General features: G+C 71.6%; 14 protein-coding genes. 8 read left to right on the forward strand and 6 right to left on the reverse strand.

Translation table 11 applies throughout. From position 1 onward, the window contains the following. Nucleotide 1: 1 nt before the first annotated feature. From FB563_RS41945 to FB563_RS41955, 3 genes are all read right to left on the reverse strand, one after another. Nucleotides 2-193, reverse strand: a complete 192-nt coding sequence (locus FB563_RS41945; RefSeq protein ID WP_055707605.1) for a ferredoxin — start codon at nucleotides 191-193, stop codon at nucleotides 2-4. 63 nt (nucleotides 194-256) lie between these two features. Beyond that, nucleotides 257-1,513: an NADH-ubiquinone oxidoreductase-F iron-sulfur binding region domain-containing protein gene (locus tag FB563_RS41950; RefSeq protein ID WP_055707604.1), complete on the reverse strand. Its 1,257-nt coding sequence runs from the start codon at nucleotides 1,511-1,513 to the stop codon at nucleotides 257-259. Continuing rightward, a complete protein-coding gene (locus FB563_RS41955; RefSeq protein WP_055707603.1) occupies nucleotides 1,510-1,935 on the reverse strand; it encodes a hypothetical protein in 426 nt (141 codons plus the stop codon). Before FB563_RS41955 ends, FB563_RS41950 begins: the two co-directional genes overlap by 4 nt. Before the next feature lie 406 nt (nucleotides 1,936-2,341). Here FB563_RS41955 and FB563_RS41960 point away from each other — a divergent pair, with 406 nt between their 5' ends. The 7 genes from FB563_RS41960 to FB563_RS41990 all read left to right on the forward strand — a co-directional run bounded on the left by FB563_RS41960 (nucleotide 2,342) and on the right by FB563_RS41990 (nucleotide 10,416). Further along, nucleotides 2,342-3,517, forward strand: a complete 1,176-nt coding sequence (locus FB563_RS41960; protein WP_055707602.1) for an aromatic ring-hydroxylating oxygenase subunit alpha — start codon at nucleotides 2,342-2,344, stop codon at nucleotides 3,515-3,517. A 169-nt stretch (nucleotides 3,518-3,686) separates the two neighbouring features. Further along, nucleotides 3,687-4,811, forward strand: coding sequence for a polyamine ABC transporter substrate-binding protein (locus tag FB563_RS41965; protein WP_055707601.1), 1,125 nt, complete (start codon nucleotides 3,687-3,689; stop codon nucleotides 4,809-4,811). A gap of 1 nt (nucleotide 4,812) precedes the next feature. Further along, nucleotides 4,813-5,697 carry an ABC transporter permease gene (locus FB563_RS41970; protein WP_055707600.1) on the forward strand — a complete coding sequence of 295 codons (885 nt, stop codon included), beginning with the start codon at nucleotides 4,813-4,815 and terminating at the stop codon, nucleotides 5,695-5,697. Then, the gene (locus FB563_RS41975) at nucleotides 5,694-6,575 is read left to right on the forward strand and encodes an ABC transporter permease (RefSeq protein WP_079048902.1); all 882 of its coding nucleotides are present in this window, start codon (nucleotides 5,694-5,696) and stop codon (nucleotides 6,573-6,575) included. Before FB563_RS41970 ends, FB563_RS41975 begins: the two co-directional genes overlap by 4 nt. Nucleotides 6,576-6,578: 3 nt before the next feature. After that, on the forward strand, nucleotides 6,579-7,649 hold the full coding sequence (locus FB563_RS41980) for an ABC transporter ATP-binding protein (RefSeq protein WP_055707599.1): 1,071 nt from the start codon (nucleotides 6,579-6,581) through the stop codon (nucleotides 7,647-7,649). Between the two features lie 9 nt (nucleotides 7,650-7,658). Then, on the forward strand, nucleotides 7,659-8,990 hold the full coding sequence (locus FB563_RS41985; RefSeq protein WP_234357834.1) for a flavin monoamine oxidase family protein: 1,332 nt from the start codon (nucleotides 7,659-7,661) through the stop codon (nucleotides 8,988-8,990). Then, on the forward strand, nucleotides 8,983-10,416 hold the full coding sequence (locus tag FB563_RS41990; RefSeq protein WP_055707597.1) for an aminobutyraldehyde dehydrogenase: 1,434 nt from the start codon (nucleotides 8,983-8,985) through the stop codon (nucleotides 10,414-10,416). The genes FB563_RS41985 and FB563_RS41990 overlap by 8 nt, the downstream gene beginning before the upstream one ends. A gap of 215 nt (nucleotides 10,417-10,631) precedes the next feature. Here the strand turns inward: FB563_RS41990 and FB563_RS41995 are convergent, their stop codons facing one another. After that, on the reverse strand, nucleotides 10,632-11,390 hold the full coding sequence (locus FB563_RS41995) for an SDR family NAD(P)-dependent oxidoreductase (protein WP_055707596.1): 759 nt from the start codon (nucleotides 11,388-11,390) through the stop codon (nucleotides 10,632-10,634). Nucleotides 11,391-11,557: 167 nt separating this feature from the next. Between FB563_RS41995 and FB563_RS42000 the strand changes: the two genes are divergently transcribed. Next, entirely contained in the window at nucleotides 11,558-11,974 is a 417-nt protein-coding gene (locus FB563_RS42000) for a VOC family protein (protein WP_244329081.1), read from the forward strand. A gap of 73 nt (nucleotides 11,975-12,047) precedes the next feature. Here FB563_RS42000 and FB563_RS42005 read toward each other — a convergent pair whose 3' ends face one another. Both FB563_RS42005 and sbnA read right to left on the reverse strand, forming a co-directional pair. Further along, the gene (locus FB563_RS42005) at nucleotides 12,048-12,710 is read right to left on the reverse strand and encodes a methyltransferase (RefSeq protein WP_055707595.1); all 663 of its coding nucleotides are present in this window, start codon (nucleotides 12,708-12,710) and stop codon (nucleotides 12,048-12,050) included. Nucleotides 12,711-12,836: 126 nt separating this feature from the next. Continuing rightward, on the reverse strand, nucleotides 12,837-13,817 hold the full coding sequence (sbnA, locus tag FB563_RS42010; RefSeq protein WP_055707594.1) for a 2,3-diaminopropionate biosynthesis protein SbnA: 981 nt from the start codon (nucleotides 13,815-13,817) through the stop codon (nucleotides 12,837-12,839). Between the last annotated feature and the right edge of the window lie 2 nt (nucleotides 13,818-13,819).

A 13,819-nucleotide genomic window follows, 5' to 3' on the forward strand; every position in this document is an offset into this window, starting at 1 on the left:
CTCACTTCACCAGCTTCAGGGCGGAGTTGGGGCAGGCGGCGACGGCGGCCTCGGCGGCGTCCTCACTGCCGGGCGGCACGTCGTGGACCCGCACCTGCGCGTAACCCCACTCATCGATGTCGATCAGTTCCGGGGCGGGTTCCTGGCACAGGCCGTAGCCCTGGCAGCGGGTGGAGTCCAGCAGGAGTTTCATCGTGCGGTCCTTTCGGTGCGCCGGGTTCCGGCGGTTCGACGGGGGTGGGGCGGGGGGTACGGGTCAGGGCACCGGCACCGTGAACCGGCGGCCGTCCTCCGGCCGCTCGCCGTGGCACGCGCGGCAGCCGGCATCGCGGTGGGTGTCGATCCGGTCGGGGAAGTGGGCGAGGAGGGTGGCGACGACGCGGGCGGCGGCATCGAGCAGCCCGCAGGCCCCTCGGCCGGGCAGTTGCGCCGACCAGCGGCGAAGCCGGCCGGTCGGGTCGTGGTCCGCACCACCGCGTGCGGCGGCGGCGAGGGTCCGGGCCAGCGCGCCGGTGCCGGAGACGCACACCCCGCACTGGCGGGCGCTCTGGGCGGCGAGGTAGGCGGCGGCCTCGACGGCCACGGCGACCGGGCAGTCCTCGGGGTGCGGAAAGTGCAGCGCCGCGCAGCCGAGCGCGGCGCCGGCCTCCTGCAGCCGGTCGTGGTCGAGCCGGAGGTCCGTCCAGCCCGTGCCGTACAGCCCGCCGAACAGGCCGCCGAGGAGGACCGCCGGGGCCCTGCCGTGTCCGGTCAGGTCGGCGAGGACCTTCAGATGTGTGCCGGCGGGCACCTCGACCAGCGCCGCCGCGGAACCGGCCGGTCCCGAGAGGGTCACCAGGTGGGCACCGGCGACGGCGGCCGCTGCGTCGGGGCACGCGTGGATGAGCGCGATCCGTGCCAGTGTCTCCACGTTGGCGACCAGGGTGGGCGCGCCGCCGACTCCCGCCTCGAAGGGGCGGGGTGGTTTCGCCGTGGGCAGGGCCGGGCCGCCGTCGATGCGCCGTACGACGGCGGTCTCCTCCCCCGCCACATAGGTGTGCTCGGTGCGTACGACGTCGACGGGCGGGTCGGTGGGGCGTTCGGCGAGGGCCCGCAGGACGGCCTGCTCGGCGAGGGGGTCGGCGAGGTAGACGACGCCGCGTGCGGCACCGGTCATGGCCGCCGTCAGGCGCAGGCCGTCCAGGATCAGGTGCGGTCGGTGGCGCAGCAGCCACCGGTCCTTGACGGAGCCGGGCTCGCCCTCCTCGCCGTTGGCGACGACGACGGGCCTGCCGGGGGCGTCGCGGACGGCCTGCAGTTTCACGGCTGTGGGGAAGCCGGCGCCCCCGCGGCCGCGCAGTCCGACGGCGGCGATCCGCTCGGGGAGCCGGTCGCGCGGGGCCAGAGGGGTGTACCCGCCTGCGGCGAGGTAGCGGGCGTGGTCCTCGACCCCGCGGCACGGCTCGGCACCGAACACCGGCGAGACGAGCAGACCGGGCTGTCCGCCGGGGAGGAGGGAGAAGACGCCGGTCATACTGTGCTCCTGGGCTCGGAGTGGCCGGGGAGGGCGGGGCGGCGGTGCCGCAGACGTGCCAACGCCCCTTCCAGGGCCTGTCGTTGGGCGGCGGTGCGCGCGTAGGCGGCGCCGGGCAGGCCGATCAGCATGCGGTGGTGGTCCAGGACGACCTCGCCGGCCAGGAGCGCCGCCCCGGGGTCGGCGGGCGGCGATGCCGCCGCGGCCTCGACGACCAGGTCGGTGACTTCGCTCAGGTAGCGCAGCCAGCCGCGCTGGGTGCCGCGCAGGACCAGCCGCTCGACCCGGCGTCGCTCGGCGCTGACCAGGGCCGCCGGTGGCCGGCCTGTCGCCGGGGCGCGCAGGGCGGCCACCGCGGCGGGCAGTTCCTGTTCCGGTTCGGGCGTGAGGCCGAGCCATACCAGACTTCGGCGAGCGCTCATGGGTGCCTCCGGGGTCGCGCCGGTTCCGGACGGCCGGGAAACGGGGGGCGCGGCGATGGCGTGGAAGGAAGGGGAAGGGAGGTGCTCCCGGCGCCGGACGAGTCGAGGCGGGGAGCGTGTGCGGGGGTGCAGGCCCTCGGGGCGTGCACGGTGGACAAGCGAGGTCCGGACCGGTGCGAGGCGCGCGGCCGGGCTGTTTGCCCTGGCCATCCGCCTGACACGAGACTAACTAACTAATTAGTCAGCCCACAAGTCTTGACTTGCCGACCCGCCGGTCCCACTCTGACTAACCAATTAGTCAGCCGGGAGCCCGGCAGGCCGGCGCGATAGTGCGCTGCCGCCCGCCGTCCTTCCGCGACCCAGCCTCACCGCCCATCGCCGCCGCCGCGGCGCGGAGGAGGACTTGATGAACCCCTCGACCACGCGGGGACCCGCCCTTCCAGCTGCCCCACCGGAGCCGCAGGACCAGCATCCCGGGGAAGCGCTGCCCGCCCGCTACTACACGGATCCGGTCATCGCCGGGAGCGAGACCGACCGCATCTTCGCCAAGTCCTGGCAGCTCGTCTGCCACGAATCCGACCTCCCCGGCCCCGGCGCACGTCTCACGGCGACCGCGGCCGGCCGGGAGGTGCTGGTCGTCCGGACCGAGGACGGCGGCCTCGCCGCTCACCTCAACGTCTGCCGGCACCGCGGCACCCGCCTGGTCGCCGCCCCCGAACCGGCGGGCAAGGCGATCCGCTGCCCCTACCACGGCTGGACCTACAAGCTCGACGGACGCCTCGTGGGCGCGCCTGAGGCACGCCGCATCCCCTGCCTGGACAAGCCCCGGCTCGGCCTGCACCCGGTGAACGTGGAGTCCTTCCTGGGCTTCGTCTTCGTCAACCTCGACATGGAGGCGACCCCGCTCGCCGAGACCTGTGCCGGGCTCGCCCGGGCCGTCGGCCGCTACGCCGGGCCCGGCCTCGTACCCGTCGGCAGGCACCGCATCCATGACCTGGTGCGCTGCGAGCAGCAGAACGCCAACTGGAAGGTGATCGTCGACAACTATCTCGAGGGCTACCACGTCCCCGTCGCCCATCCCGCGCTCATGCGGCTGCTGGACTACCAGGCCTACACGGTGGACGTTCAGGAGAGCTACGTCCTGTTCGAGTCACGGCTGCGCGACAAGCCCTCCTCGAACTGGACCGAGCGGCTCTACCAGCGGCTGGCGGCCCCCATGCCGGGACTCACCGAGGCCGACCGGCGCGTGTGGCGGTACGCCGTGATCTATCCCAACACGCTGATCGACTTCTACCCTGACCACGTGCTCGCGTGGACCGCCCTGCCCACCGCCCAGGACCGGGCGGCGATCCCCGGCGCGTTCTACACCAAGCACGGGGAGAGCGTCCGCACCAGGCTGGCCCGCCGGCTGAACATCCACATCGGCTGGGTCACCAACGACGAGGACGCCGAGCTGGTGGAGCGCGTGCAGGCCGGACTGAGCACGCCCGGTTTCGAGCCGGGTCCGCTCTCGCAGCGCGAGGCCGCCGTCGGCTGGTTCGCCCGCCGGGTCCGTGCCGACCTGGAGGGGGAGCAGCGGTGACACACTCCCGCGCGCCGTACGCCGCAACCCTCCGGACGTACTTACCCCTCCCCCGCTGACGCACCCTCGCACCTCCCCAGACCGGTCTTTCCTACGGAGTCAGGGCCTGTAGTGAGCCGACCAGCCGGTCCAGCCCTGGAGTTGTGCTTGCTCGACGGAGAGGACGTCCATGTCCCCCGAGGTACTTCCACCGACCCGGCGCGCCGTGCTGCGGGCGGGCGCCTGCGGCCTGCTCGGCGCAGCGGCCGGCGGCTGCGGGTTCATGCCCGCGAAAACGCCCAGCGCCGGCGAGCTCGCCCCGGTCAAGGCGCGCGTCGACGGCGATCTCGTCTACTTCAACTGGGCCGACTACGTCGACCCGTCCGTGTTCAAGGGCTTCGAGAAGGAGTACGGCGTCACGGTCGTCCAGTCGAACTTCGACTCGATGGAAGGCATGGTCGCCAAGCTCAACGCCGGCAACCGCTACGACATCATCTTCCCGAGCGCCAAATGGGCCCAGCGCCTGGTGCGCGGAGGCCGGCTGCGCCGCATCGACCACAGCCAACTCCCCCACGCGCGCGCCATATTCGGCGCGTACACCTACTTCGCGGACCCGTGGTACGACCCCGATTCCGCGCACACCGTCCCCTTCACCGCCTACAAGACCGGCATCGGCTGGCGCCGCGACAGGGTCGGTGAACTGACCGGCTCCTGGCGGGACCTGTGGAGCGACGAGGTCAAGGGCAAGGTCTTCCTGCTGGACGACCGCGACGAGGTCCTCGGCATGGGCGCCCTCGAACTCGGCCTGGGCGTGAGCACCGGCGACCCCCATGACCTCGACCGCATCAGCTCCCTGATGGGCACGCTGCGGCCCCGGCTGCGCGGCTTCTCCAGCGACAGCTACAACAACCTCCTCAACGGCAACGCGCTCATGACCCAGGCCTGGAGCGGCGACATGGCCGCCATGCTCAACCAGGCCAAGGACCCCTCCGTGTTCGGCTTCGAGGCCCCGAAGGAGGGCACGCCGATCAACTCCGACTGCTACGCCATCCCCTGGAACGCCCCGCACCCCGGCACCGCGATGCTGTTCATCGACTACATGCTGCGGCCGGAGAACGTGAAGAAGAACATCGAGTACATCGGCTACCCGATGCCGGTGCCCGGCACCGAGAAGACGTACGCCGAGCTGGTCAAGCCGTTCCCCGAGTGCGTCGTCACCGAGGAGGACCTGAGGGCGGACCTGTTCTTCCGCAACGGCAGCCGCGCGGCGGAGGACGCCCGCGACACCGCCTGGACCCATGTGAAGGCAGGCTGACATGGCACTTCCCCCGCGCCGCCGGGGCTCCGACGCCTCCGGCGCCCGCATGTGGACCTGGCTCATGCTGCCCGGCACCCTGTGGATGACCGGGTTCCTGATCGCCTCGCTGGTCCTGGTCGCCGTCCTCGCCGTGGGCACCACCGACGAGCTCGGCAACCCGCGCTTCGGCTTCGACCTGTCCGCCGTACGCGCCCTCGCCGACCCCGCCTACACCGAGGTCCTCGCCCGCTCCCTCGGCTACGCCGTACTGACCTGCCTGATCTGCCTGATCGTCGCCTACCCGGTGGCGTACACCATCGCCCTGCACGGCGGACGCTACAAGCACGCGCTGATCGCCGCGATCGTGGTGCCGTTCTTCGCCAACTACCTCGTCCGCATGTACGGCTGGTCGGTGGTCCTCTCCGACGACGGCCCCGTGCTGCGCGCCCTGCGCGCGGTGGGACTCGCCGACGGCAGCACGAAGATCCTCAACACCGGTGCCGCTGTGGTCGCGGGACTCGTCTACGGCTTCGTCGTCTTCATGATCATCCCCCTCTACGCGGCCCTGGAACGGCTCGACGTCTCCCTCATCGAGGCCGGCCGCGACCTGTACGGCGGCCCTGTCCGCACCTTCTTCTTCGTCACCCTGCCCGCCACCCGGCAGGGCGCGGCGGCCGGGCTCGTCCTGGTCTTCCTGCCCGCCATGGGCGACTTCGTCAGCGCACAGCTCATGGGAGGCCCGGACCAGATCATGATCGGCAACCTCATCCAGGACAAGTTCTTCCAGGGCCAGAACTGGCCACTGGGCTCCGCGCTCACCATGCTGCTGATGCTGGTGCTGCTGTTCGGGATGTTCGGCTACCTGCGCCGCACCCGCAAGGACGAGGCGGAGGCCCGCCGATGACCCTGCTGCGCCCGCCCTCAGCCACCACACCCGACCGGCCGGCCGCCCGGACCCGCACGCGACGGGGCCGTGCCGACCGCAAGCCCCGGTTCCTCGTCGCCGCCACCGCGCTCTTCTTCGCTCTGCTCTACCTGCCCATCGCCGTCGTCGCCCTGTTCTCCTTCAACACCAAGAAGTCCCTGACCGTCTTCGGCGGGTTCAGCCTGCGCTGGTACCGCGCCTTCCTCCACGACGACGTCCTGCTCTCCTCCCTGGGCACCAGCCTGCGGATCTCCCTGGTGGCGATGGCCGGTTCGGTCGTCCTCGGGGTGGCGCTCGCCCTCGGCCTGGTGCGCTGCCGCACCCGCCTCGGCTCACTGGCCGGGCTGATCATGCTGGTGCCGCTCATCACGCCGGAAATCGTCACCGGCGTCGCCTCGATGCTGCTCTTCAAGGGCCTGGGCGTGGCCCTGTCCACATCGACGGTGATGCTCGCCGAGATCACGTTCTCCATCTCCTACGTCACCGTCATCCTCCGCTCCCGGGTCGCCGCACTGAACCCGGAGGTGGAGGAGGCCGCCATGGACCTCGGCGCCACCCGCTGGCAGGCGGTGCGCCTGGTGACCCTGCCCGCCCTGCTGCCCGCCGTCCTGGCCAGCGCGGTCCTGATCTTCGCGCTCGTCTTCGACGACTTCGTCCTCGCCTACTTCACCACCGGTGTGGACCCGCAGCCGCTGTCGGTGCGGATCTACTCGGCGATCCGCTTCGGGGTCCAGCCCACCATCAACGCCGTCGGCACGCTGATGCTCGCGGGCTCCATCGCCCTGATCGCCCTCGCCCTTTTCATCCCGCGCCTCTTCGGCCGCCGCGGCGGCCTCGACATCCTCTCCGGAGAGTGACCCATGGACGCGACCCCCGCCGTCCGCCTCGACGGCGTCTCCAAGCAGTTCGCACACTCATACGCCGTCCACCGCCTCGACCTCGACATCGAGGCCGGCCACTTCTTCTCCCTGCTGGGCCCCTCCGGCTGCGGCAAGACCACCACGCTGCGCATGATCGGCGGGTTCAGCGATCCCAGCGAGGGCTCGGTGCTGCTCGCCGGCGAGGACGTGACCGCTCTGCCGCCGAACCGGCGCAACGTCAACACGGTCTTCCAGAGCTACGCCCTCTTCGACCACCTGAGCGTCGCCGACAACGTCGCCTTCGGCCTCCGGCGCAAGGGCACCGACAAGGCGGAGACCCGGCAGCGCGTCGGCGAGATGCTGGAACTGGTCCAGCTCACCGGGCTCGCCGACCGCAAGCCCCGTACGCTCTCCGGCGGCCAGCGCCAGCGCGTCGCCCTGGCCCGCGCGCTGGTCAACCGACCGGCCGTGCTGCTCCTCGACGAGCCGCTGGCGGCCCTGGACCTGAAGCTGCGCCGGCAGATGCAGGTGGAGCTGAAGCAGATCCAGCGCGAGGTCGGCATCACCTTCGTCTTCGTCACCCACGACCAGGACGAGGCGCTGACCATGTCCGACCGGATCGCCGTGATGAACGAGGGCCGCATCGAGCAGTGCGGCACCCCCGAAGACGTCTACGAGCACCCCGCCGGCCGGTTCGTGGCCTCCTTCATGGGCACGTCCAACCTGATGACCGGCACCTACCGGGGCGGCGAGGTCGCCCTCGACCAGGGCCCCGCCCTGCCGGTGGGCCGCCGCAGCGGCATCGCGGACGGCACCGCCGTCAGCGTGTCCGTGCGCCCCGAGAAGATCTGGCTGTCGGACTTCGAACCGGGCATGTCGGTGCTCTCCGGGGTGATCCGCGAGACGGTCTACAGCGGCCCGACGACCACCTACCTGATCGAACTCGCCCCGGGCGTCACGCTGTCCGTGCTGGAGCAGAACACCGCCCGCGCCCGCATGGAGGACCGCTGGAGCGGCGGCGAGACCGTGCAGTTCGGCTGGCGGCCCGAACACTGCCTGGTCCTGGCCTGACCCCGCCCCATGACGAAAGCGAATGCGATGCATCACGACGTGATCGTGCTCGGCGCGGGTCTCGCCGGACTCGCCGCCGCCCGGGACCTGGCCCGGGCCGGCACCGACGTGCTGGTCCTGGAGGCCCGGGACCGCGTCGGCGGCCGGGTCGAGCAGACCCACGCCCCCGACGGCCGCACCGTCCAGCTGGGCGGCGAGGTCGTCGGCCATGCCCACACCGCCTACCTCGGCCTCGCCGAGGAACTCGGCCTGGAACTGGTGCCCAGCTACGTGGCCGAACCCGGCCGCATCACCCGCGCCACACCCGAGGGCCTCTCGGCCGGCGACCCGCCCCACTGGTTCGGCCCGGGCGACGCGGCCCAGCACGAGGCACTCGGCAGGGAGTTCGGCGACCTCGCCGCGACCGTCGATCCCGACGACCCGTGGTCGCACCCGGAGGCGACCACCCTGGACCGGCTGTCCGTCGCCGACTGGCTGCGCTCCCGCCATGCCACGCCCGCCGTGGTACGGCTGTGGGACATCGGCCAACTGGCCCTGGCGGGCGGGTCGTACGAGCGGATCTCGCTGCTGGCCGCGCTGCGCAAGAGCGCGGCGGTGCCCGGTACCGGCGACTACGACTACGCCGGCTGGGAGGGGCTGCGCCTGGCGGCAGGGTCGGCGACCCTCGCCGAGGTCATGGCGCGAGAGCTGGGCCCCCGCATCCGCCTCGGCGCGCCCGTCGCCGCGGTCGACGCGCGCCCCGGCCGCTGCACCGTGCGCCTGCTCACCGGCGAGGTCCTCACCACGGCGGCCGTGGTGAGTGCGCTGCCCGTGGGACCGCTGCGGTCGGTCCACATCACGGGGGTGAGTGACGCCCGCCTGGCCTCGCTGCACCGGCAACGCCAGGCGGTCGCCGCGAAGTTCGCCGCCGTCTACGACCGTCCCTTCTGGCGCGCCGACGGCCTCAGCGGCCTGTCCGAGACCGAGGGGATCCTGGGGAGCACCTGGCCGCAGAACGAGGGAGTGCTCTCGGCGCTGATCCCGCCCGAGCGCTACGGCGTCCTGCTGGGCACCCCGCCGCGGCTGCGCACCCCGGAGCTGCTCGCCGAGATCGCCGCCATGTTCGGCACGGAGGCACTCCGGCCGACCGCCTGCCACCTCCGGCTGTGGGGCACCGACCCGTGGACGCAGGGCTACGTCACCCAGTGGCCACCAGGTGAGGTCATGGCGGTCGGCCCGCTGCACGGCACCCACGAACCGCCGTTCTACGTGTGCGGCTCGGACCAGTGGGTCGCCGGATACATGGAAGGCGCCGTCCGCACCGGCCGCGCCGCCGCCGAGGAGGCACTGCGCCGTGGCTGACACCCCTCCCCTCACGGCAGTTCTGAACCACATCGCCGGCCAGGACGTCCCGGCCGTCTCCGGAGCCACACTGCGACTGATCGACCCCGCGACCGCACTCCCCCACGGACTGGCCCCGCTCTCCGGCCCCGAGGACGTCGACTCCGCCTGCCGGGCGGCCGAGGACGCCTTCGACGGCTGGTCGGCCACGACACCGGCGCACCGGCAGACCGCGCTGCTGCGCATCGCCGACGCGGTGGAACGGGAGGCGGAAGCCCTGGCAGGTGCGGAGGTGAACGACACCGGCAAGCCGCGCGCCCTCTTCCTCGCGGACGAGCTGCCCGCGATCGTGGATGTGCTGCGGTACTTCGCCGGGGCGGCCCGGAATCTGCCGGGTGCCGCGGCCGCCGAGTACACCCCCGGCCGCACCTCCGTCCTGCGCCGCGATCCGGTGGGCGTGTGCGCCCAGATCACGCCGTGGAACTACCCGCTGATGATGGCCGTGTGGAAGATCGCTCCGGCGCTGGCCGCGGGCAACACCGTCGTCCTGAAGCCGTCCGACTCCACGCCCTCCACCGCCACGCTCCTCGCCCGGCTGGCCGCCGAGCATCTGCCGCCGGGCGTGCTCAACGTCGTGTGCGGCGGCCGGGACACCGGACGCCTGCTCGTCGCCCACCCCCACGTCCGGATGGTCGCCGTCACCGGCAGCGTCCGTGCCGGACAGGAGATCGCCGCCGCGGCGGGGGCCGACCTGAAGCGGCTCCATCTCGAACTCGGCGGGAACGCACCGGTGTTGATCCACGAGGACGCCGATCTCGACGAGGCGGTCGAGCAGCTGTCGTACCTGTCCTTCTACAACGCGGGTCAGGACTGCACGGCGGCCGCCAGGATCCTGGTCCACCGGCGCATCCACGACACCTTCCTGGACGCCTTCGCCCAGCGGGCCGCGCAGCGCAGGCCCGGCACGTCCGCCGACGCCCGCGCCGACTTCGGCCCGCTGGCCAGCGCCGCCCAACTCGTATCGGTGGGCGGCCTGTTGCGACGTCTCCCGGCCCATGCCGAGATCGTCACCGGGGGCGCGGCCCTCCCGCGTCCGGGCTACTTCCACGAGGCCACGGTGGTGGCAGGGGTCCGGCAGGAGGACGAGATCGTGCGGAGCGAGGTGTTCGGGCCGGTCGTCACCGTCCAGCCCTTCGTCGACGAGGCCGACGCCGTCCGCATGGCGAACGCCGTGCCGCAGGGGCTGGCCGCGAGCGTCTGGACCCGCGACCACGACCGCGCGATGCGCGCGAGCCGGGCCCTGCGCACCGGCATCGTCTGGGTCAACACCCATGGCACCACCGTCTCGGAGATGCCGCACGGCGGCGTACGGCACTCCGGTTACGGAAGCGACCTCTCCCTCGCGGGCCTGCTCGACTACACCCAGGTCAAGCACGTCATGCTGTGACGCCCGTCCGGCAAGGCGGTCATCCGAGCGCGGCAAAGAGGTTCTGGACCAACGCCCGCTGCTCACCGGGCAGTTGCTGCCCGCCACGTCCGCCATCGCGTCCAGCGACGATCCGGTTCGACGCGGTCGGCTGTCTCAGTTCGCCTCCGGTACCGGGGTGACCGCAGGGCCGGCCGACCAGCCGGGGGCGTCGCGGGGGCCTCGATCGGCAGCGTCTACGGGAAGAACCGGCCCGCGCTCGGGTGGTCCTGGGCACCGTCCACACAGATGTTGGTGCCGTTGATCCCGCCGGCGCGGGCCGACAGGAGGAAGCACGCCACGTCCGCCACCTCGTGCAGCTCGACCAGCCGCCCACGGGGGAAGTCGTCGCGGGCGAAAGCCTCGTACTGCTCCGGCCGGTTGTCCCGGAACCAGGCCCAACCCCCGCCCTCGAACATCACCGAACCCGGACTGAGCGCATTCACCCGGATGTTGCGCGGGCCGAGCTCCTGGCCGAGGGTGGCCGCGAGGTGGATCTCCGCCGCCTTCGCCGAGGCGTACGACGACCTGGGTCCCGGCTTCCACCCCGTGATCGACGCCACTATGAGCGCGCTGCCGCCCCCGCGCCGCTCGAAGTGGGGCACCGCGGTGCGGATGGCGTGGGCGGCATGCAGCACGTTCAACTCGTACGTCCGCAGCCAGTCCTCGGGCGTCGAATCCAGCAGCCCACCGCCGTACACACCGCCGGCGTTGGCCACCAGCAGGTCGAGCCCGCCCATCTGCTCGGCCGCCTCGTCCACGGCCCGGGCGAGCGCGTCCGGATCCGTGACGTCCGCCTGGACGCCGGGGAGTCCGGACTCCTTCAGCCGGTCCGGATCCCGTCCGCAGACGGTGACCGCCGCCCCCTCTGCCTGCAGCGCCCGGCCGATGGCCAGTCCGATGCCGCTGCTTCCCCCGGTGATGAAAGCCGTCTTCCCCGTAAGTCCCAGATCCACGGTGGCAGCCTGTCACCGGACGTCGAAACGATCAACCCACCTGATTCCGCGGCCGAATGCGAAGGTCGAGCAGGCTGGTCGTTCGCTGTCACATTTCCTCGGCTCGGCGCGTCATCCGGACGGACCGCGAGACACGGTCCATGTGAGGGGTTCCGCCGACGAGGCGCATGACGAACGAGGAGAACGCGATGTTGAAGAACCTGATGTACGTGACGGTCTATGTGACCGACCAGGACCGGGCTCTGGCGTTCTACACGGAGGGTCTCGGACTGCAGAAGCGTGTCGATCAACCGGGTCCTGACGGGCGCTTCCTGACAGTCGCTCCGGGCGATGCCTCGGTCGAGATCATCCTGTGGCCGGGCAAACCGGGGCAGGGCCCGGCGGCCGAGGGCGGGGAGCCGGGTGTCGTGCCGGGTCCGGTGTTCCTCGAGTCCGACGACCTGGCCGAAGAGTTCAAGGCGCTGCGGGCGCGGGGCGTCGGGTTCGCCGAACCTGAGCCGGTCCCTTATCCCTTCGGCGTCCGCGCCACGGCGTTCGATCCCGACGGCAACCGGATCGAGCTCCGTCAGCGGGCCCGGGGCTGAAGCAGGACGGTTGACCGGCGGCCGGCGGAACCGGACCCGAGGGGCGCCGGCTCCGCGGCCCTGCCCGGCGGTCCTATTCGTCCTGCTCCTCAGCCGCTGACTGCAGCTTGTCGTACCCCACGAAGGTGAAGAGGCGCGTGCCCGTCTGGAGCGGCCGGGGCCGGTCGGTGAATCGGTGCACGCCCACGGCGTGGAGTTCGTCCGGGTCGGTGACCCACTCGCGTTCGAAGCCGCGCTCCTCGAACCATGCGCAGATCAAGGGCACACGGTCCGGTGACTTGCGGTTCCTTGTCCAGATGACCCGGCCTCCCGTCTTGCACAGTTGCGTGCATGCGTCGATGGTGCGCTCGATGTCCGACTCCACGATGTTGCCGAACAACCCGCAGACCAGCACCACGTCGGCCGGTGCGATGCCGTCGTAGTGATCGAGCAACGCGGCGTCCGCGGCGATGGCCTCGATGCCGTGCAGCCCGGCCGCCTTGGCGGCCTCGGCCGCCAAGGCGACGTTGCGCGGGTCGAGCTCCACCAGGCGTGCGCGCACGTCCCGGCCACGGGGATGGCCGGGCAGCACACCCAGCAGGTCGCGCCCCTGACCCGCGCAGAGACTCACCACGTCCAGGGGGCCGGGAGGACAGTCGTCCAGTGCCAGACGGATGCGTTCCTGCACGGTGAGCAGTCGGCGAGCGAAGGGCGAGTCGGGCGTGTCGTACCGGTCTTGCCATGTGTGCCAGTCCATGCGCGGACCCTACGAGGTCCCCTCGGCGCCCTGCGGCGCTTTTTCGTGTACGCCTGCGGGCAGGACCCGGAACCCGGTAGGTGTGGCGCATTCGGGGACCGGCTGGTCGTGCGGACCGGCTCCCTGTCAGGTCTCCGCCTGTGCGGTGTCCTCGGCGTCGAGGATCCGATCGCCGTACAGGTCCTGCAGCCAGTTGGTCTGGTAGACGGTGTCGAGGTAGCGCTCGCCGAGGTCGGGCGCGATGGCGACCGCCGTGACGCCGCTTGTGTCATGTCGTGCCAGCCAGTCCGCGGCGGCGCTGACCACCGTTCCGGTGGAGCCGCCGAACAGGAAACCACGCCTGGCCATGCGCCGGCACATACGGATGGTGTCCCTCTCCTCCACCTGGATCACCTCGTCCACATAGGACTCGTCCAGCAGCGGCGGGCGCATGCTCATACCGAGGCCCGGGATCATCCGGCGGCCCGGTTCGCCGCCGAACGCCACCGAGCCCACGCTGTCGACGGCGACGATCCGTACCGGCCGGTGCCACTGGCGGAAGTAGCGTGCGCACCCCATCAGGGTCCCGGTGGTGCCCGCCCCGACGAAGAGAACGTCCAGTTCGGGGAACTGACGGGCGATCTCCGGTCCGGTCGTGCGGTAGTGCGCCCACCAGTTGCCCTCGTTGGTGTACTGGCTCAGCCAGACGTATCGGTCGTCGGAGGCGCACAGCGCACGGACGTACTCGATCCGCGTGCCCAGGAAGCCACCGTTGGAGTCCTGGTCGGCGACTATGTGAACCTCGTTGCCGAGCGCCTCCATCAGCAGTCTGGTCGACAGGTTGCAACGGGAGTCCGTCACACACAGAAACCGGTAGCCCTTGCTCGCGGCGATCATGCTGAGCGCGACGCCCAGGTTCCCGGAGGACGATTCGACGAGGACGGAATCGGGTCCCAGCATTCCGTCGCGCTCGGCGCGCTCGACCATCTCGTTGGCGGCCTTCAGCTTGATGGAGCCTGCAAAGTTGAAGGCCTCGCACTTCAGATAGAGCGGGTATCCGCAGATCGACTCCAGGTCGACGAAGAGATCGCCCTGGTTGAACTCGTACGGAGCGGAGATGACAGGCACGG

The sequence above is a fragment of the Streptomyces puniciscabiei genome (assembly GCF_006715785.1).
Classification (GTDB): domain Bacteria; phylum Actinomycetota; class Actinomycetes; order Streptomycetales; family Streptomycetaceae; genus Streptomyces; species Streptomyces puniciscabiei.